The organism is Acinetobacter sp. Ver3, from assembly GCF_000632455.1.
Lineage (GTDB): Bacteria > Pseudomonadota > Gammaproteobacteria > Pseudomonadales > Moraxellaceae > Acinetobacter.
Genome location: NZ_JFYL01000050.1, coordinates 1 through 19,941, shown reverse-complemented (window position 1 = coordinate 19,941; position 19,941 = coordinate 1). Strand labels below are relative to the sequence as shown.

Annotated in this window: 23 protein-coding genes; 16 read left to right on the top strand and 7 right to left on the bottom strand. The window is 38.1% G+C overall.

Annotation, left to right across the window (positions count from 1 at the left end):
* Nucleotides 1-15: 15 nt before the first annotated feature.
* Nucleotides 16-399: a hypothetical protein gene (locus tag CL42_RS12040; protein ID WP_035268786.1), complete on the bottom strand. Its 384-nt coding sequence runs from the start codon at nucleotides 397-399 to the stop codon at nucleotides 16-18.
* A gap of 230 nt (nucleotides 400-629) precedes the next feature.
* Here CL42_RS12040 and CL42_RS12035 point away from each other — a divergent pair, with 230 nt between their 5' ends.
* The 14 genes from CL42_RS12035 (at nucleotide 630) to CL42_RS11970 (ending at nucleotide 13,909) form a co-directional block, all read left to right on the top strand.
* The gene (locus CL42_RS12035; protein WP_035268783.1) at nucleotides 630-1,205 is read left to right on the top strand and encodes a nitroreductase; all 576 of its coding nucleotides are present in this window, start codon (nucleotides 630-632) and stop codon (nucleotides 1,203-1,205) included.
* A gap of 53 nt (nucleotides 1,206-1,258) precedes the next feature.
* Nucleotides 1,259-2,332: an NAD(P)H-dependent glycerol-3-phosphate dehydrogenase gene (locus CL42_RS12030; protein ID WP_035268779.1), complete on the top strand. Its 1,074-nt coding sequence runs from the start codon at nucleotides 1,259-1,261 to the stop codon at nucleotides 2,330-2,332.
* Nucleotides 2,333-2,405: 73 nt separating this feature from the next.
* The gene (locus CL42_RS12025) at nucleotides 2,406-2,861 is read left to right on the top strand and encodes a phosphoglycerate mutase family protein (protein ID WP_035268776.1); all 456 of its coding nucleotides are present in this window, start codon (nucleotides 2,406-2,408) and stop codon (nucleotides 2,859-2,861) included.
* A 42-nt stretch (nucleotides 2,862-2,903) separates the two neighbouring features.
* Nucleotides 2,904-4,046, top strand: a complete 1,143-nt coding sequence (gene gspL, locus CL42_RS12020; protein ID WP_035268771.1) for a type II secretion system protein GspL — start codon at nucleotides 2,904-2,906, stop codon at nucleotides 4,044-4,046.
* Nucleotides 4,046-4,525, top strand: a complete 480-nt coding sequence (gene gspM, locus CL42_RS12015; RefSeq protein ID WP_035268769.1) for a type II secretion system protein GspM — start codon at nucleotides 4,046-4,048, stop codon at nucleotides 4,523-4,525. The genes gspL and gspM overlap by 1 nt, the downstream gene beginning before the upstream one ends.
* Nucleotides 4,526-4,613: 88 nt before the next feature.
* Nucleotides 4,614-5,618 (top strand): quinone-dependent dihydroorotate dehydrogenase, encoded by a 1,005-nt coding sequence (locus CL42_RS12010; RefSeq protein WP_035268767.1) that lies wholly within the window; start codon nucleotides 4,614-4,616, stop codon nucleotides 5,616-5,618.
* 3 nt (nucleotides 5,619-5,621) lie between these two features.
* Nucleotides 5,622-6,206 (top strand): CvpA family protein, encoded by a 585-nt coding sequence (locus tag CL42_RS12005; RefSeq protein ID WP_035268765.1) that lies wholly within the window; start codon nucleotides 5,622-5,624, stop codon nucleotides 6,204-6,206.
* A gap of 24 nt (nucleotides 6,207-6,230) precedes the next feature.
* On the top strand, nucleotides 6,231-7,769 hold the full coding sequence (gene purF / locus CL42_RS12000) for an amidophosphoribosyltransferase (RefSeq protein ID WP_035268762.1): 1,539 nt from the start codon (nucleotides 6,231-6,233) through the stop codon (nucleotides 7,767-7,769).
* Nucleotides 7,770-7,853: 84 nt separating this feature from the next.
* A complete protein-coding gene (locus CL42_RS11995) occupies nucleotides 7,854-9,743 on the top strand; it encodes a M48 family metalloprotease (protein ID WP_035268759.1) in 1,890 nt (629 codons plus the stop codon).
* Nucleotides 9,744-9,848: 105 nt separating this feature from the next.
* A complete protein-coding gene (locus CL42_RS11990) occupies nucleotides 9,849-10,577 on the top strand; it encodes a hypothetical protein (RefSeq protein ID WP_155756986.1) in 729 nt (242 codons plus the stop codon).
* A gap of 29 nt (nucleotides 10,578-10,606) precedes the next feature.
* Entirely contained in the window at nucleotides 10,607-11,566 is a 960-nt protein-coding gene (locus CL42_RS11985) for a 2-hydroxyacid dehydrogenase (protein WP_035268754.1), read from the top strand.
* Nucleotides 11,567-11,662: 96 nt separating this feature from the next.
* Nucleotides 11,663-13,102 carry a M48 family metalloprotease gene (locus tag CL42_RS11980; RefSeq protein ID WP_035268752.1) on the top strand — a complete coding sequence of 480 codons (1,440 nt, stop codon included), beginning with the start codon at nucleotides 11,663-11,665 and terminating at the stop codon, nucleotides 13,100-13,102.
* A gap of 9 nt (nucleotides 13,103-13,111) precedes the next feature.
* A complete protein-coding gene (locus tag CL42_RS11975) occupies nucleotides 13,112-13,483 on the top strand; it encodes a GFA family protein (RefSeq protein ID WP_035268748.1) in 372 nt (123 codons plus the stop codon).
* Between the two features lie 63 nt (nucleotides 13,484-13,546).
* The gene (locus CL42_RS11970) at nucleotides 13,547-13,909 is read left to right on the top strand and encodes a hypothetical protein (protein ID WP_035268745.1); all 363 of its coding nucleotides are present in this window, start codon (nucleotides 13,547-13,549) and stop codon (nucleotides 13,907-13,909) included.
* Between the two features lie 113 nt (nucleotides 13,910-14,022).
* On the opposite strand, the gene CL42_RS11965 is transcribed toward CL42_RS11970, so the two are convergent.
* Both CL42_RS11965 and rpsU read right to left on the bottom strand, forming a co-directional pair.
* On the bottom strand, nucleotides 14,023-14,469 hold the full coding sequence (locus tag CL42_RS11965; RefSeq protein ID WP_035268744.1) for a GatB/YqeY domain-containing protein: 447 nt from the start codon (nucleotides 14,467-14,469) through the stop codon (nucleotides 14,023-14,025).
* A gap of 33 nt (nucleotides 14,470-14,502) precedes the next feature.
* Entirely contained in the window at nucleotides 14,503-14,718 is a 216-nt protein-coding gene (gene rpsU, locus CL42_RS11960) for a 30S ribosomal protein S21 (RefSeq protein ID WP_001136722.1), read from the bottom strand.
* Between the two features lie 144 nt (nucleotides 14,719-14,862).
* Here rpsU and tsaD point away from each other — a divergent pair, with 144 nt between their 5' ends.
* A complete protein-coding gene (gene tsaD / locus CL42_RS11955; RefSeq protein ID WP_035268741.1) occupies nucleotides 14,863-15,879 on the top strand; it encodes a tRNA (adenosine(37)-N6)-threonylcarbamoyltransferase complex transferase subunit TsaD in 1,017 nt (338 codons plus the stop codon).
* 47 nt (nucleotides 15,880-15,926) lie between these two features.
* Here the strand turns inward: tsaD and CL42_RS11950 are convergent, their stop codons facing one another.
* From CL42_RS11950 to CL42_RS11940, 3 genes are all read right to left on the bottom strand, one after another.
* Nucleotides 15,927-16,874, bottom strand: a complete 948-nt coding sequence (locus tag CL42_RS11950; protein WP_035268736.1) for an aldo/keto reductase — start codon at nucleotides 16,872-16,874, stop codon at nucleotides 15,927-15,929.
* 151 nt (nucleotides 16,875-17,025) lie between these two features.
* The gene (locus tag CL42_RS11945; protein ID WP_051586606.1) at nucleotides 17,026-17,553 is read right to left on the bottom strand and encodes an Ail/Lom family outer membrane beta-barrel protein; all 528 of its coding nucleotides are present in this window, start codon (nucleotides 17,551-17,553) and stop codon (nucleotides 17,026-17,028) included.
* Nucleotides 17,554-17,705: 152 nt separating this feature from the next.
* The gene (locus CL42_RS11940) at nucleotides 17,706-18,260 is read right to left on the bottom strand and encodes a DUF4385 domain-containing protein (protein WP_035268734.1); all 555 of its coding nucleotides are present in this window, start codon (nucleotides 18,258-18,260) and stop codon (nucleotides 17,706-17,708) included.
* 330 nt (nucleotides 18,261-18,590) lie between these two features.
* On the opposite strand from CL42_RS11940, the gene CL42_RS11935 reads away from it, so the two are divergent.
* Entirely contained in the window at nucleotides 18,591-19,469 is an 879-nt protein-coding gene (locus CL42_RS11935) for a LysO family transporter (RefSeq protein WP_035268731.1), read from the top strand.
* Here CL42_RS11935 and CL42_RS17275 read toward each other — a convergent pair.
* On the bottom strand, nucleotides 19,398-19,941 hold a 544-nt coding region (locus CL42_RS17275; protein WP_171076790.1), incomplete at its 5' end, for a hypothetical protein. The genes CL42_RS11935 and CL42_RS17275 overlap by 72 nt on opposite strands.

Here is a 19,941-nt window from a genome sequence, read left to right as displayed (position 1 = left end):
TTTTTATAGGAAATTTTAGCGGGTTGAATTACAGCTGAAGGTGATTGTTGTTTGGTAGTCAGTGTCTTTTTCGATTGTATTTTTAGTGCCGATCACAGAGCCAAGAACTGATGAAGCTGCAGTAATGAGTTTACCAGTCTGTTCAGCCACAACACCTTTTAGTGCGCCGTTATATTCAGTTTTTTCGTCAATTAAGACAGGCGCAGAATTCTTACCACAAGTTTTGTTCGCGGCAGAAATTGCATTATTTTTTGCAAGAACTTGGGTTTTGCCTAATCCTGACACTTCATATTGATTGTTTGGTTTTTGAATAGCAAGTGTTTCAGTAGGTGTTGATGCACAAGCAATCAGGAGAATTGTTGTAGTCGCTACAGAAGTCAATGTCATTAATTTTTTCATTTTATTTTTCCTCTAGCGTTGCAATATTAAGTTTGGAGCTCAGTCATGTATGCTAGGGCTTAAATTCCAAAGAATTAAGCATGTTTTGTATCGATTTTGAAGTGAAATGCCTGATTTATGTTTGATTGTAATTATGCTGCATGCCTCGTGTATAAGTATAACTGTAGAGTAGTTTTCAATGTTTGTGCTAAGCTTAAGTATATAGTGTTAGTTTAAAGATTAGTCTTCAAATGTCAGATCAATTTTCTCAAGTAGTGCATGACAATATTCATCAGCGTCAATCCGTTGGTCATTTGGTAGAACCTCATCCTAACGCAGAACAATTAGAATTAGCTTTTAAAGCCGCTTTAACCGCACCCGATCATCATCGTCTGAAACCGACACAATTTATTGTTGTGAAAGGAGAGCAACGTGAAGCATTTGGTGTTTTACTCAGTGAAGCAGTAGCAGACCTTGGTGAAACTGATTCAATTCAAATTGAACGCGTACGTCATCATCCTATGCGTGCACCTATGCTGATTATCGCTGTAACACGATTTCATGATCATGCGAAAGTTCCATATTTTGAGCAAACTTTAAGTTCAGGCGCTGCAATACAAAATCTTTTGCTCAGTTTACAAGCTCAGGGTTTCAATACCATGTGGCGCAGTGGTGCTGTTGTGGAGTCAGATCTATTTAAAAGAAAGCTGGGGCTACAAACGCATGATTTAATTTCAGGTATCATTTATGTAGGGACTGCTTTTAAGGCGATTGCACCACGCGCTGAGATTGAAACAGATGCATTCGTCAGTTTTTGGCAGCCGTAATTGCAACATTGCAAATTTAACGATTAGAAAAAGAATGTTTAGGATTTAAAAGAATGTCGGAATTAAAGTTTTCAGATTTGGTCGAGCCAGTTGCAATTGATCATAAAACAGCCTTGCGTGTTACGATTCTTGGTGGTGGTAGTTTTGGTACAGCCATGGCGAATACGGCAGTGCGAAATGGTTGTGACACCATGATTTGGATTCGTGATGAGGAAATTGCGAATGAAATCAATCGAACACATGTTAATTCAAGATATTTGCCGGATTACAACCTTGAGTCAGCATTAAAAGCAGAATCCAATCTTGAAAAGGCTGTTCGAGATCGAGACATTATTTTGGTCGCTATTCCGAGCCATTCATTCCGAGATGTACTCAAACAGATCAAGCCCTTTATCACTGCTCAGGCGGTTGTATCACTCACAAAAGGGATCGAAGCTAAAACCTTTAGTTTCATGAGTGATATTATTCGTGAAGAGCTTCCAGAAGTGCCTTATGGCGTCCTTTCGGGCCCAAATTTAGCGAAAGAAATTATGTCAGGAATGCCTGCTGGAACAGTGATTGCCAGCCATTCTGAATTGGTGAGATATGCAGTGCAGCAAGCATTACACAGTGCACTATTTCGTGTATTTGGAAGCGATGATGTACATGGCGTGGAGCTTGGAGGCGCACTTAAAAATATCTATGCTGTCGCAATGGGGATGGCTGCAGCCTACAACGTTGGCGAAAATACCAAAAGTATGATTTTGACACGTGCGTTGGCGGAAATGAGTCGCTTTGCTGTACAGCTAGGCGCAAATCCACTGACATTCTTAGGTTTGTCTGGTGTTGGCGATTTATTCGCAACGTGTAATAGTCCTTTAAGTCGAAATTATCAAGTTGGATTTGCTTTAGGTTCAGGTAAAACCTTAGAGCAGGCAACGACGGAACTGGGGCAAACGGCTGAAGGGATTAATACCATTGTGCAAGTGAATGCAAGAGCCAAAGAGCTTGATGTCTATATGCCAATCACCACAGCACTTTATGAAGTGATTTATGAAGGTGCACCACCATTACATATTGCATTATCTTTGATGAAGAATGGTCATCGAAGTGATGTTGAATTCGTATTGCCGCATCATAAAGTTTAAGATTAATGAATGGTTTATCATCATTGTCATAATGTTTAGATATGATGGATGACACATGGTTTAGGGAAAACAAATGCAACTCACTTTAGTTCGTCATGGTGAAGCCGCTCCACCAATTAATGGTAATGACTCGAAACGACCACTGACTGAGCGGGGTCATATTCAAGCTGAACAAACTGCGCACTTTTTAAAAGACGTAGTAGCACCTGATATATTTGTAGTGAGTACTTTGCTCAGGGCGCAGGAAACTTTAAAACATATACAGCAACTCTTTCCAAATGTTGAAGTTTTAGTATGTGATAAAATTAAACCTGACGATGATGCTAAAGTTGCAGTTGAGTGGTTATCTCAACTACCTTTTGAGAATATTGTGGTTGTATGTCATATGAATGTTGTGGCATATATTGAAGAAATTATTACGTCTGAATTTTTTAATCCTTTTTCGCTTGCTGAAGCGCGGATTTATGATCAGACAGTCATTGCTGCGGGACTTTCCACAAAATTAAAACATTTTGTACCGTCAGCTTAATAACCATAAGTGTTTAATGAATAAAACGGCAGAATAAAATTAATGTTGTATTTATGGATGCCAGTGTCGAATGGGGTTTGGCTCTGGTCAAATGGTGAAAATTGGAATTCATCAACAACGCTAGAAGAGTTGATTCAAGATACTCAACCGTATCATGGACAAGAAGCTGTTGTATTCTTTTCAAGCCATGATGTACAAATTATTCAACAAAATATGCCCAAAGCTCAATTCAAGCAAATTGGAAGCGAAGGCGCTAAATATTTACTTGAAGAATATACCATTCACTCCATTGATCAGATGAAAGTGCTTACTCAATTTGAGGCACCAGACCAATTGTCAGTAATGGGGATCAGTCAATACCAAGTCCAAACAATGCAACATGCTCTGAACTTGATTCCGGTGAAAGTGGTTGCGCTATTACCCGATTTTTTGGTCTTACCAGTGCCAGAACAGGGGCAAACTATTTTAGCTAATATTCATGGGCATTTATTGGCGAGAACAGGATCAAATCAAGGTTTTGCGATTGATGATTTAGCATTGTTTTTGGATCTATTGCCAAAGCCTATACATATTTTGCATGATCGGTTAAATGATGATCAGATGATGAGTTTGATTCATGCAACGGAACAAAATGAGTGGGAAAGCTTTAATTATGTATTTAAAGCTGAAAAAAAATTAAAGAATCATCCATTCAATGTTTTGCCTAAAGCAAAAAACACAGAGGGTGGAATCTCAGGCTATTGGAAAGCATGTGCAGCACTGCTTGTGGGCTTGCTTGTAGTGCAATTCAGTTATGATTTAGTGCGTTGGGTAAAGTTAAAAAAAGTATCTGATCAAACGGCTTTGGTTGCGGTAGAGCAATATCAATCGTGGTTTGGACCCAATAGTCGTCTCAATGAGCAAAATTTGCGAAGCCAATTTGAAAGTAATTTGCGGATGAGTAAACCTGCAAATACTGAGGTCTTACAGTTAATCAGCCGTGTAGGTCCGATTTTAATGCAACATCAAATTATCGCAAATCGTGTTTCTTATGAAGCATCTGGTTTAAGTATGGATTTGGTGGCGGACTCATCCGAAAAATTACAAAATCTAATTCAGCAAATGAATCAGCAAGGCTTCAAAGCTGAACTTGGGAATGTGCAAACTCAGGATAAAATGGTCGTTGGTTTGGTGAAAGTACAATAATGAAAACTTTAGAAAAATTTCAAAATCAATTTGATCAATTATTTGAAAAGATTGATGACTATTTATCGTCATTGAGTGTGCGTGAGCGTGTACTTGTCATCGCTGCAACGATTATCGTTGTCGTCGCATCAATTGGATCTGCTTTGTGGAAAATGCACGAAGCAGCAGATAATCAGCAAAAAAGATTGAATGAACTGAAAGACACATTGGTGTGGATGCAATCCAATGTGGTGACAATGAAATCTTCAACAGATTTAAGTCTAACACCTTCGGATAAAATTCAGCGTGTGGCACAACAAGCAGGATTATCTGTGGTCACACAACCAAGCGATAATAAATTAATGATCAGTGCTGAGCATGAAAACTACGCGATCCTCGCAAATTTTCTTACCCAATTGGTTCAAATGGGTTTAAGTGTTGAAAAATTGGAACTTATTAAGTCTGGAGCTGCGATTAAATTAACAGCATCAGTACAGTAAGTGGTGAAAATAAACCTATGACAGGCATAGCGTTTTGGGCATACTCAGCCTATAATGTGGCAACTTAAAAAACCGCAGTTTTTGAGATATGTTATATTCGCTTGCTCGTCCATTTCTATTTTCATTGGCGCCTGAGCGTGCACATGATTTGACATTATCAATGCTTAAATCGACATATAAGTTTGGCATAATGCGTCAAAAAATAGACCCAAAGCCAGTGACTTGTATGGGTATTCAATTTCCAAACCCAGTTGGTTTGGCTGCAGGTTTAGATAAAAATGGTGCATATATTGATGCACTTGCGAGTTTAGGTTTCGGTTTTATCGAAATTGGAACCATTACCCCTCGACCTCAGTCTGGTAATCCTCAACCGCGTTTATTCCGCCTTCCAGAGGCTCAAGCGATTATTAATCGTATGGGTTTTAATAATGATGGTGTAGATCAGCTGATTGAGAATGTTAAAGCAGCAAATTATAAAGGTGTATTAGGCATCAATATCGGTAAGAACGCCGATACAGCAGTTGAAGATGCTGTAACTGATTATCTCATTTGTTTAGAAAAAGTTTATAATTATGCATCTTATATTACTGTTAATATTTCATCTCCGAATACCAAGAACTTACGTAGTTTACAAAGTGGACATGCATTAACAGAACTTCTTGAAACTTTAAAAAATCGTCAACTTGAACTTGCTGAACAGTATCAACACTATGTTCCACTGGTATTAAAGGTTGCCCCAGATTTAACTGAGTCAGATATTGAATTTATTGCATCTCAATTAATTCAATTTAAAATTGATGGTCTGATTGTGACCAATACGACTTTGTCACGTGAGGGTGTAGAAAATTTAGCGCATGGTGATGAAGCAGGTGGTTTATCTGGTGCGCCTGTATTTGAAAAAAGTACACAATGTCTATCTGCATTTTCAAAATTACTTCAAGGTCAAATCCCATTGATTGGTGTTGGTGGTATTCTTAGTGGTGATCAAGCCGCGACTAAACAGCAAACGGGTGCGCAATTGGTTCAAATTTACAGTGGTCTAATTTATACAGGGCCAAAACTGATTAAAGATTGCGTACAAGCTATGACCTAATCTATGAATACCATCGATATCTTTATACTGATTATTCTGCTCATTGGAGGGCTTAACGGTTTGCGTCAAGGATTCGTTAAAGCCTTTGCGAACTTGGTAGGATGGATTTTTGCACTCATTATGGGTGCAAAATTTGCGGGTAAAATTGCGCCTTCAATGTCCGCACTCAGTCAAGATCCTGTGGTTCAAAAAATAGCGGCATTTGCTTTTATTGTTCTGATTATTGTTGTTTTGACTTGGATCGTCACTGCAATATTAAATCGGTTGCTGAAAAGCTTAAAGCTTGGTCCATTAAATCGATTGGCAGGTGGTGCATTTGGCACCTTGAAAGGTCTCTTAATCGTCCTCATTACTATGCAAGGGATTGGTTCATTTGTAGAGAGCTCTCCACATTGGAAACAATCTAAGTTTATTCAAACTTTATTGCCTTACGCGCCTTTAGCGACTGAGTACACCAAAGAGACAGCGTCAAAAGCTTTAAGTCATATGAAATCAGAAGAGTCGAATCAATCATCAGATTCTTCTCGTCAATCATCTTCTGAACAAGATGATTCGTCATCTCATTCAACGAATAATCCTTTTTATTAATCCTAGCTTGTCTGCGAGGTTGCTATGTGTGGAGTTGTTGGTATAGCTGGTAAATCACCTGTTAACCAAATGTTGTTTGATGCATTAACGATGTTACAACATCGTGGACAAGATGCTGCAGGGATTGTGACATGCCATAATGGTCGTCTCTTTTTGAGAAAAGACAATGGCATGGTGCGTGATGTATTTCATACACGTCATATGCGTGCATTGTTAGGTAATTACGGAATTGGTCATGTCCGATATCCAACAGCTGGCTCATCGAGTAGCGCTGAAGCACAACCATTTTACGTAAACTCTCCTTATGGTATTACTTTAGCGCACAATGGTAATTTAACCAATGCTGACGAGATTCATGATGATCTGTTTAAAACAGATTTACGTCACATGAATACTGATTCAGATTCAGAAGTGTTATTAAACGTTTTTGCACATGAATTACAAAAACGCGGCAAACTTACACCGACTGCGGATGATATTTTCCATGTAGTCACTCGTGTGCATGAGCGTTGTAAAGGTGGTTATGCTGTTGTTGCGATGATCACAGGTCATGGTTTAGTTGGCTTCCGTGATCCAAATGGTATTCGACCTTTAATTTTGGGATCGCGTGATACCGATGATGGTGTTGAATATATTCTTGCTTCCGAATCAGTTGCTTTAACAGCGCTTGGTTTTAAAGTTGAACGTGATGTGATGCCAGGTGAAGCAATTTTTATTGATGATGCGGGTAATCTATTCACGAAGCAATGTGCGGCTAACCCACACCATAGCCCATGTATTTTTGAGTATGTTTATTTTGCTCGTCCAGATGCCATCATTGATGGAATTTCGGTATACAAAGCACGTTTGAAAATGGGTGAGAAGTTGGCGCAGAAAATCCTGCGTGAATGGAGTGAGGACCATGACATTGATGTTGTCATTCCTATTCCAGATACTTCGCGTACATCCGCTTTAGAACTTGCCAATACACTCGGTGTGAAATTCCGTGAAGGTTTCATGAAAAACCGTTATATCGGTCGTACCTTCATTATGCCGGGTCAGCAGTTGCGTAAAAAGTCTGTACGTCAAAAGCTCAATCCAGTTGAATTAGAGTTTAAAGATAAGAACGTATTGCTTGTAGATGACTCAATTGTGCGTGGCACAACGTGTAATGAGATTATTCAAATGGCGCGTGACGCCGGTGCTAAAAAAGTTTTCTTTGCATCGGCTGCACCAATGGTGAAATACCCGAATGTCTACGGTATTGATATGCCAGTTAAAAACGAATTAATTGCTTCAAATCGTGATGTTGAAGAAATTCGTGAAATGATTGGTGCTGATCGTTTGATTTTCCAAGATTTGGAAGATTTAAAGCAAGCTGTTCGTACGAAAAAAGTACCTGAGTTAACTGACTTTGACTGCTCAGTATTTGACGGTATTTACGTTGCGGGTAACATTGATGAGTCATATCTCGATGGTTTAGAGCGCAAGCGTAATGACTCTGCCAAGAAAACCAAAGATGGTTATATCGATCTAAATATTGATGCAGCCTCAGTTGATCTGAGTGGTATTAAAGAAAATTAATTTATAGTTTTCTATTTGAAAAAGCGGGTATTTCCCGCTTTTTTAATTTATGATCACAACACAATGTAATGAGGAAATTTTACATTGAAAGATGTTAGTGGTTACTTTATTAAAAACAAAAATATGCTGTGGTCATTAAGCGTATGTTTAATTGTTATTGTGCTCGCAATTATCATTTTAAACACGACGCTCGGATTGTTGGTTCATTATATTGATCCTTCTGAGTCCATTTGGTGGCATTTTCTCAGTCCATATATGATGGTGCTATTGATTAGCATTATCGGTGGTTCTGTCGTTTATGAGTTTTATGTCTTCCGTTCTGGTGGTCATACGCTCGCAAAACAATTGAAAGCACGACAACTCACTTTTATTGAAAGTACTCCAGAAGAAAGTACAGCGCTTAGGCTTGCTGAAAAATTAGCACATCGTTTCTCAATTGATACACCTACACTCTATGTCTTACCCGATGAAATAGGGGTTAATGCACTGACTGCGGGTTTTCATCCCAAAGATACTGTGATTATTCTGACTTGGGGGGCGCTACAAAATCTCGATGAGTTAGAGCTTTATGGATTGTTGGGTCATGAATTCCATAAAATTTTATCGGGTGAAACTCGAGAAAATACTCGTCTTAAAATTTTATACAGTGGGTTAATTACCTTTAGTCAATGGGGCAGTAAAATCGCGAAGCAGGGATTTCGACGTAATCGGGATCAATTGAGAGATAGTTTGGAAACAACTTTTGTGGCGATCGGTGGAGTCATATGGTTAATTGGTAGTTTAGGCGTCTTTATTACGCGTCTGATGAAATATATTACTTTGGGTAGTCGAACATTGTATAACGATGCAATGACAAGACAATTATTGAGTAGTAATGCAAATATTCAAACCTTATTAAGAATCTATGTTCATCACGCAGGATCACAGATTCATAGTGAATATTCTGAAGCTATTTCTCATATGTGCTTTGCTAACTCACTTAGTCCTCAAAGTTGGTTGAATATCCAACCTTGTATTCAAGATCGTATATATGAATTAAATCCGAATTTACTTGAAGATATTCAATTAGAAAATTTACAAAAATTACGAAATCAACCACTATTTAGTTTAATGCGTTCTTTAGAGGAGTCTATTGCTGAAGAATATAATCCATGGATGTCACCACAGCCACTTCCATTATTAAGATTATCACCGATCAGCTTTGCAATTAAGGATGCCATCAAACCCTTAAATAGTGAAGTTAGACAGCAGATGAAACGTCCAGAACTCATTCAAAGGGCTTTGCAAACTTCGACTGGTGCGCGTGAAGTGATGGTTGCGATTTTAATGATTCGGCAGTACCGTGAATTTATTCCTTCGGATGCGCCTGTGAGTCGTGCAATTGTCGACTCACTGTTAAATATAGATGGTCGAGTGCATATTCAAATTTTTCATGAGGCATGTAAGCAGTTGGGAAATATGCCTGCTACAAGTGCGCGTCAGTTTATTACTAAATTGGCTAAAATTATTCAAGAAGATGGTGAAATTGGGCTTTTGGATGCTTTACTGATTGAAAAGGTGAAGTCTCAACTGGATTTATTGCCAATACATCGTCCAACCTCAATTGAGGATGCTAAGCCGCAAATTGTTAGGCTAATAGATGCGTTATTACATGTTCAGCAGTTAAATACTGCTAATCAGCTTGAAGTTAGAACCCAAATCTTAGAACGAATTTTAACTCGTGATGAAATTGAATTTTATGAAGAAATTTCAGATGAACCTATCGACTTAGGTGAAATTCTTAATGATATTGCTGGATTGTTGCTGAGAGATCGGTTGAGTATTTTGGGTGTTGCTGAATTATGTTTATGGAATGATCGAATCATTACACAAGATGAGTTAGATGTACTTGAATTATTATATTGGCGACTTGGATTTGAAAGTGATGAAATTGTGGATCAAATGCATAAGAAAAATAGCGTCATTATTGTTTAGCTATCAATGCATTCTGAATTTAAAAGGTGCAAGGATATTAATGCGTCAGAAATGAAATTAAGTTATGATTGTTTGCGGATTAAAAGTTCAGTAAAAGATTAAAAAGTGGGTAGAATACCCAGCCCTCATGCCAGTCCATCTGTAATGAATGTGAATATGTTAGAGCATCAAAGAAGCCTCTTAGCTGTGATGGGAATCGATATATGGATTCCACAAAATACGGCACAAACACGTCATTACAAACCTTCCTTATATCGCGATCAAGTTGAAGAAAATCATCCAACAGATGTATCTTTTCCTGAATTTGCGCAAGCTCAATTAGAACAGTTCATCACAAAACCAGCTTCACAAGCTGAACAGCTAAATAAAGATGATTCTTCGCTTCAGTTAAAAAGTAATCCAGACGGTGTGCAGCTTCCTCGAGAGTTTGTGGAAAATGACAAACAGTCTCAAGATGAAGTTGTTGAGCGTCAACCGCTTGTAATCGATGCTTTTGAAATTCAAGCGATGATCACTAAAACACATACTATTCTGCTAGATGCTACAGCGCTCACCACAGAACAAGAAAACTTATGGGTGAATATCCAGCGTAGTGTGAGTTCACAGTTTTACGATTTAAAATGGCCATTTAATTTCGCACAATTCCAAGATGGAAGAGGTGCTGAAGTATTTATACAGGGTTTTATCGATGCATTATCTGTTGATAAAAAAATATTGAGCTTAGGGTATTTGCCGCATATATCGACGACGCAGCATATGCAGATTGCAAGCTTACAAGACATGATTGAGCAGCCATTGTTAAAGCGTCGCTTGTGGAACTTAATTAAAAATTAAATCGATACTGGATCTAAAGAGGGAGTTTTATGAAAAAAAAGGTTGTGGTATTTAGTCAGATAGATCCGAAAATATTAAATCAATTAGAATCGAAATATCAGGTCGTTCAAATTAATCCAAAACAGGGTGACATTAATGAGCAACTTTTAAGAGAAGTTGCGGATGCAGATGGGATGATAGGCGCTGGGCGTCGTTTAAATCAAGACAACTTACAGACCGCAAAAAAACTTAAAATTATTTCTTCGGTCAGTGTGGGCTATGATAATTACGACGTTGAATATTTAAAACAACAGGGTATTTGGTTGACCAATACGCCTCATGTGTTGACAGAGACGACTGCTGATTTGGCTTTTACCTTATTGATGAGTGCGGCTCGTAAAGTGACACATTTAGATTCTTGGACAAAGCATGGACATTGGACGCGTACCGCTGGTGTTGCACAATTTGGTCAAGATTTTTATGGGAAAACGCTCGGTATCATTGGCTTAGGTCATATCGGTGCTGCGATAGCTCGACGTGGTTTTTATGGATTTAATATGAATATTCAATACCATAATCGAAAACCATGTATAGAGCGAGCTGAGCCTTTAAAGGCGAAATATTGTGATCTTGATACTTTACTTTCAACGTCTGATTTTATCGTCATTGCAGTCGATTTAAATGAGCAATCGAAAGCGCTGATCGGTAAAGCTCAATTTGAGAAAATGCAAAAACATGCTGTGTTTGTGAATATTGCCAGAGGATCAGTTGTGGATGAGTCGGCCTTGATTGAGGCGCTTGAAAATCACAAAATTTTTGCTGCTGGTTTAGATGTTTATCAGAAAGAGCCGCTCCAAGAATCACCATTGTTTCAATTGGAAAATGTCGTGACATTGCCGCACGTAGGTTCGGCGACAGCAGAAACCAGAATGAAAATGGCAAATCTTGCTTATGATAATCTGGTAAAAGCCTTAGATGGGGATGAGCCTCAATATATTGTGAATAAGTAAAGTATTTTGAGCGTGATAATAAACGTAACAGTTCATCATTAATCTTCACATTATTCAGTGTTATAGTCGATGGAGTATACGTTTAGGAATACAGGTTTGAAGAAGATCATTTTGGCTTTATTGATAGCGAGTTCGAGTTTTTCAGCGGCGGCTGATGAACTCTACAATGCCAATAAAATTCAATTTGAAGTGCCTGATATTAATAGTGGTGTTGGATTTATCGATCAACAAAAAGAAAAAATGATCGGTGAAAAAGTCTATCGTCAAGTGCAGCAACAACTTCCAGTCTTAAACAATGTTTGGTTGGAAGATCAATTTATGGCTGTATTCCGAAAAATTATTGCGCAAACACAGTTAGGTCAACCAATTGCCTTGGTGATTGTAAACGATCCACAAATTAATGCCTTTGCTGTACCTGGCGGTTTATTTGCATTGAATAGTGGATTAATTACGTCGGCAAAGAACATGGATGAAGTTGCGGGTGTGGTTGCTCATGAGGTGGCACACGTCTCGCAAAGACACTACAGCCGTTCTCAAGAGGCTTTTAAAGGGCAGGGATTGCTCGCACTCGCTGGTATCATTGTGGGTGCTGCAATTGCATCACAAGCTGATGGTAATGCAGGTGCTGCACTGATGATGGGAACTCAAGCCGCATTAGTGGATCGACAGTTAAGTTATAGTCGTAATCAAGAGCGTGAAGCAGACCGTATTGGAATGCAATTGATGTATCGTGCTGGATATAACCCGTACAGTATGTCTGAGTTTTTTGAAACCATGAATCGTGCGACTCCAAAAATTAGTTATCTTCCTGATTTTTGGTTAACACATCCTTTGACTACTCAGCGCATCAGTGAGGCACGTTTACGAGCAGATCAACTTCCTAAAGTTCCGTATAGCAACACACTCTCTGAGTTTGATCAGATCAAGTGGTATACCGCAGTTGTGACCAATCAAACCAATGAGGAACAGTTAAAGGGAGTGGTGAGAGCAAATGCATTGGCTGGAAGAATTGCACTGTCTGCTTTTTATTTAAAGCGTGGTGATTTTGATCTAGCACAAAAAGAAATTGAGCTTGCTAAGAAAGTCCAGCCAAACCATCAGCTTATCGCGCTTATTCAAGCAGATATCTACTTGGCGACCAATCAATTTGATTCTGCGCAGGAAACGATATTGGTGCGCCAACGAATAACACCTGAAAATCGTGCTTTAAGTTATAAATTAGCTGAAATTTATATTCGACAGGGAAATTTTGTTGCTGCTGAAAGGTTGGCGAATAAATTTATCCAAATCAATAATCGTGATACGCAAGCATGGTTCATTCGACAACAAGCGGCAAATTTAGATATTAAAAATCCTTTACGTACTGTAAATGTATTGCGATATCGGGCTGAAGTTGAATATTGGAAGGGAGCGGAAGAGAATGCGATTCGCTCACTCATTCATGCTCAGCGTTTAGCCAAGGAAAATAACTCTATGAGTGCAGTCATCAATCAAAGACTGCGGATGATGCAGGATGAGCGTCAACAAAAATTATAAGAGGTTTAAATGATAAAAGGTCAATGCTTATGTGGAAAGGTGCAATATATTTATCATGGTGATCTTGAGAAAAGTATCTTGTGCTATTGCAAGCACTGTCAGTTGGCTCAAGGCGGTTTTGCTGCATGGAATAGCCCGATCCCGCTTGAAAACTTCGAGTTAATTTCTGGTGAAGATGTGCTTAAGTCTTATTTTCATACCGAGTTAAAGGCAAGAGTATTTTGCGGTGAATGTGGAAGTCCTTTATATTCACATCGGCTTGATTTACCAGGCGTTATACGTTTAAGGCTCGGTTCTGTGGTTGAAGGGAAAATACCGCCACCTTATGAAGAGTTTTTCCAGGAATACAAACCTAACTTTATTGAAACTATTCATTCTTAATGGTTAGATTGTTTTAGAATGATGAATGAATAAATATTTTAAATTATGTGATTGAATCTAATAATGAAATTGCCACTATTTTTTATGATGTTGTTTGGGGTGGGTGTGTTCACTCATGCGGAAACACTTCCTGTTAAATTTACACAAGAGATTGAAGTTGTATCGCAAATATATAATGCCGATATGAGGCATTTTCTAAAAACACTAGCGCCAAATACAACACAGTTTAGTGTTGATCAGACTCAAAGATATTGTGTCATTGTTGGAACTTATGTCGATGGCTTTTATCAGGTGGTGGATAAATATCGAAAGGATTTACCATTTTCCTACTCTAGAATGAGTAAGCAGGATGTTGTTGTGAAAGTGAAGCAATCGAAAGAAATGCAGATTTTACAAAGATATAATATTCAATGTGAGCTTAAATAATCAGAAAGTGAAAAAATAAAAAGTATTGTTGTAATAATATCGGGGATACGTGATTTAGACTGGACTATTTAATGACATTATTAAATAGACCAAATCAAACATAATATGAAAACTTAAGAAAGTTGAGCTTTAATTTTACTCGAAACTTGTGCAGGATCGGCACGTCCGGCTATGATCGGACGTAGAGAATTCATCACCTTACCCATATCTTTCATGCTAGTAGCTTGTTGCGCAGCAATCGTTTGCGCAATAATTGAATCAAGTTCTTCCTCAGTCATAGCTGCTGGTAGAAATTGAGATAAAACCTCAACCTCGGCTTGTTCCTTACTAGCTAAGTCTTGTCGATTAGCGCTTTCAAAAGCTTTAATCGATTCTTTACGTTGCTTGATTTGTTTTTCAATGACCGCGAGAACTCGACTATCATCTAGTTCTACGCGTTCATCGACTTCGATTTGCTTAATTGCTGCTTGGAGACTACGAATCACCGTTAACTTATCCATTTCTTTAGCACGCATTGTTGCTTTCAAAACGTCAGTAATTTGGTTTTTTAAAGTAGTCATTTATATATCCGAGCAGTCAATCACAAATTAATCTTAGTAAAGGCGAGTAGTACGTACTGATTCACGCGCCAATTTCTTTTGGTAGCGTTTAACAGCAGCAGCTTTTTTGCGCTTACGTTCTTGAGTTGGTTTCTCGTAGAATTCACGTTTACGAACGTCAGCTAAAACACCCGCTTTTTCGCATGAACGTTTGAAACGACGGATAGCTACGTCTACTGGTTCGCCTTCTTTCAATTTAACTTGTGGCATGAAGAATCCTCTAGTTTATGGATAAGACTAAGCACCGAATTGCGCTAAGTCACAAGTGAAGGTCAGTATTTTACTCATTTACATCTCATATCACAAGTCTATAATAGCTTTAGCAATATTTTGAAATGGGTTAAAGGCAATTTAATGATCGTTTTAGGCTTAGAAACGTCGTGTGATGAAACTGGTCTCGCACTCTATGACAGCGAAGTCGGCTTAAGAGGACAGGTGTTATATAGTCAGATTAAATTGCATGCTGAATATGGTGGAGTGGTACCCGAATTGGCGTCACGCGATCATGTTCGTAAATTAATTCCTTTAATCAATCAATTACTTGAAGAAAGCCAAATCAAAAAATCTGAGATTGATGCAGTGGCTTATACACGTGGTCCAGGCCTAATGGGTGCACTCATGACCGGAGCATTGTTTGGTCGTACGCTTGCATTTGCGTTAAATAAACCAGCCATTGGTGTGCATCATATGGAAGGACATATGTTGGCGCCTCTTTTATCAGCCACTCCACCGGAATTTCCGTTTGTCGCCTTGTTAGTCTCGGGTGGGCATACACAATTAATGGCGGCATATGATATTGGACATTATGAAATCTTAGGTGAGTCAATCGATGATGCAGCGGGTGAAGCATTCGATAAAGTTGCTAAAATGATGGGGCTGCCTTATCCAGGTGGTCCAAATATCTCTAAACTTGCTGAACATGGTGATGCCACTGCTTTTGAATTTCCACGTCCTATGTTGCATCAAGGTTTGGAGTTTTCATTTAGTGGCTTAAAAACAGCGGTTTCTGTCCAAATGAAAAAATTAGGTGATGAAAACCGAGACGCTGATATTGCTGCGAGTTTTCAAGAGGCTATTGTTGATACATTGGTCAAAAAATCAGTTAAAGCATTAAAGCAAACTGGTCTTAAGCGTTTGGTCATTGCTGGTGGTGTGAGTGCCAATAAGCGTCTTCGTGAACGTCTTGAAGCAGATTTAGCTAAAATAAAAGCTCAAGTATATTATGCTGAACCAGCTTTATGTACGGATAATGGCGCCATGATTGCTTTTGCTGGATATCAACGCTTAAAAGCAGGACAGCATGATGGCTTAGCCGTGACAACGACGCCACGTTGGCCGATGACGGAACTCAAAAAACCGACTGAAGCATAGATGTTTGGTCACGAGAAAAAAGAGGCTTATAGCCTCTTTTTTTATATTTACACTATTGAAAGAATTTGCATGTCTTCTGGTGAGAGTTGAAGATTCACTGCATTTGAAAATTGGGTAATTTGTTCAAGGTTTGTTGCACTGGCGATTGGTGCTGAAATATGCTTTTGCGCAAGTAACCAAGCCAAAGCTACCTCAGCAGGTGCCGCATTGTGGCGCGATGCCACTTCTCTGAGCTTATCTAAAAGGTTTAAGCCTCGCTCATCAAAATATTTTACAAGCGTATCTGCACGTTGACGCCCTTGAATATTGTCTAATGACGAATATTTCCCAGATAGAAATCCACTAGCCAGACTATAAAAACTTACGACACCAATTTGATGGCGTTCACAAATGGGTTGCAGTGTTTGTTCGAATACATCGCGATCGTAAAGATTATATTCAGGTTGAAGAACCTGATAATGTTGCACACCAATCTTTTGTGCAGCTTGAATAGAAGCGTCTAATTGATCAGCTGAAAAATTAGAAGTGCCATAGGCGCGAATTTTTCCTTGATCTTTGAGCTTTGAAAATACTGATAATGTTTCCTCATGAGGTGTGTTTTCATCAGGCCAGTGTGCAAAATAAAGATCAAGATAATCTGTTTTTAAACGACTAAGTGAGTCTTCAACTGCTTGCATAATCCATCGTTCAGATAAACCTTGATGTCCGGGAATCCCCATATCTAAACCGACTTTAGTAAATAGCACGATGTCTTCACGTTTACTTGGATTTTGTTTTAACCAATTACCAATGATTGTTTCTGACTCGCCACCATGATTGCCTGGTGCCCAAATGGAATAGAAGTCTGCTGTATCAATGGTGTTAAATCCACGCTCATACAGTGCATCTAAAATTTTGAAACTTTGTTTTTCATCAACCGTCCAACCGAATACATTTCCTCCGAAGACGATGGGTGCGATGAATAAATCAGTTTGTCCAAGTTTTCTTTTTTGCATGAAACATCCTAAGTAGAATAATAAGACTTACTCTAGCTATATAGGATTTGTCTATTTATCGCTATCCAAATAATGTATAAACATTATCCAATGATTTTGACAAAAAAGAGGCAAAAAGCCTCTTATTAATTCTCTATGTATTCAAGCAGAATCAGAAACGATAACCTGCGCTGATGTTGAACCCATCAAATTTAGCCCCATCAACTTTAGTACCTTCATAACTGATATTGATCGCATATTGCGGAGCAGGATTAATATTAATACCAACACCATATGCAAACGCTGTTTCACTTAGATCCATGTTTTCGTATATGTTTAAGGCGCGATATGAGCTTTCAACTTTTGAATGCGCGATCCCGACAACACCATAAACACTGAAATTCTCATTAAGACGATATGCAGGGCCTGCTAGCAAAGAAAAATGCTTTACATCTGTATCTTGGCGTTCACCTGGTTCAATCCAAGTTTCATCACCAGTTTGATACGACATTGTTGCCATAACGCTTAAAGGAGTCTCGAGTTCATAGCGATATTGAGCGTGAACACCACGAATATCAAACGCATTTTCAATTTCAGACTGAGCATAACCCAATGAAACGGTGTGTTGTTGCGCAAAAGTTGTCGTTGTTAAAGTGGTCATCGAGAGGATTAAACCCAATTTTAAAAATTTAGTTATCATGGCGCATGCTCATTATTTGTGATTTATTTATCATTAAATGCTAAAAATGGCGATCATTTTTTGGCAAACTTTATTGTACTGTCTATTTTATTATTGTAAATAAAAACTAAACAAATAATTTTATTTGTATTATAAATGGTGTGAGAATGTATTTATTGACTCGCAATTGAGTTTTTAAATCGTTCTTTTAATGCAATATAGTGGGAATGCTGTTTAGCTTCATCCCATTTCACTTTAAAAATTCGTGCTGCTGCAGCCTTAATAGCGTCTTCTTGTTGGCGTGGTAGTTCTTCACGCCCGTGAGCACCACTTAAACCTTTTTTGTCATTAGGTACAGGACCTTTATATTTTTTTCCACCTTTATGGTTGGCATAACGTCTCGCTCGGGTATAACCCATTTGTAAAAATTTACGAGCCATATCTGCACCGACAAAATCATCGACTGCTAAATATTCAAGAAAGAGTTGATAAATCTTATTAGAACTCTCTCTAGCTTTATCTTCATCTGCAAATTTCCAAAAGGGCAGAATTTCAGATTTGTAGGGTTCGACGAGTAATACACCCTGTTCACCACGACCAATTCGATAGAGTTCTGGCCTTTCTCTGAAATTAATTTTTTTAAAGTCCAAAGAGTAGTCAAAACTTTGAGAATAAACACGAGTGCTTCTATGTGGGATGGTATCAAGGTCGTTATGATTGCGAGTCATCACGTTCTCTTTTGTACTTTTAAAAAATATATTAGGTGATCTGAAATGAAAAACGATTATAGAATTGTGAGTGATATTTTAAAATTGTGATTAGTTGTTTTAAAGAGATGCGCTAAACACGCCGAAAGATTGAAATTGAACTGTACGAGAAATCAAAACAACGAATTAGACTATGGACGATAGCGGGGCGAAATTAAGTTTTAAACTTAAAATCTAGCAGACACAAATGATTAGACATGACGATGCTCTATCAGAAACATTTTGTCATATTAATTTTATATCTATGAATTAATCTAAGCGATACGTATAAAAATAATTTTGGAAGTCTGATTGGATCTTATCATCATCATTTTTGGCTATCTATATGGTCGTAAATTTCATCCCAACAAGTACATTGAACAAGTATTTTTTTTAGCCCTGATTTTATTTATATTTTTTTGCACAGTTTTCGCAGCGCCAAACCTACTCGCATTAGAAAATCCTAAAGCTGTTTTGAGCAAGTTAGTTATTCTCGCACTCGGGGTATGCGCATTTACTTACTGGTTTAGTTCACTATTTTATAAGAAGAAACAGCAGGAAAACAGCAAACGTAAACCAATCCAAATTAAGGATATCATTAAAATATTGACAGTATATCTTTTGCTTATTTTGGTGTTTGTAGGAGGGATCTTCACTTATAGAATGGATTTAATAGATGAGCAAATAGCTTTAAGTATTCAAAACGTTCTGATCTACATTATTCTATTTTTGATCGGAGTCTTTATATCAGCATTTAACATCAAAACATTGCAATGGCATGATTTTAAACTCCCAATCATAATGGTATTGGCAAATACAATATTTGCCTGCTTTATGCTGATAATTTGGAAGGAAAGTGCTGTATTGCTTTCTGGATTCGGTTGGGCAAGTCTGTCTGCTGCAATGATTTCACAGAAACTAAATCCCTTATTGGCAGTTCAAGCTTTAATTGTGGATATGATTCGAGGGATGTTTTCCATCATTTTTCTACAGCTTTTTGGAAGACATCAACCACAAGCAGCAATTAGCACCACAGGTGTACTGTCCTGTGATGCATTCTTACCGATGATTAAGCAACATTGTGGTGAGCAATATGTGCTAGATGCGTTTAAAGCGGGACTATTGTTGTCGCTGTTTTGTCCATTGAATATATTTATTGCGATTCATTTTACCCAAAGTGTGACAAGTTAAACGGTAAAACACCTCAAAGACAGTGATTTTGGCAATCACTAACATACCATCACCATTGATATATCCGGCATTGTGATTCAAAAAAAATGCAGCATCCTCATTCATGTTATCGTGTTCATGCTTACAACCGCGTGTTCCTCCAAGGCCATCGTTATAAATAAAAACATGGCCAGATTTTGAAAGTTGATAATTGAATTGCTGAGAGAATAGGGTGCAAAGGTCTTGCATTTCTGTATTGTTATCGAGGTTTAAGCGAGTAGGCCATGTATTTTTTTTGAAAGCATATCGTGTAATTGCACGATAACTTGAGGGATGTAAACACACAGCAAAAAAATACGATGGTGCTGGGTGGCGGAGCATTTGAGAAATAATGAAATAAATGTATTGGAATTTTAACAGATTTGATTTTCGATAGGCGCTAAGAAGACCTGCTTGACCACGAAAAACATTCAGGTGGTGTTTCAAAAAGTAT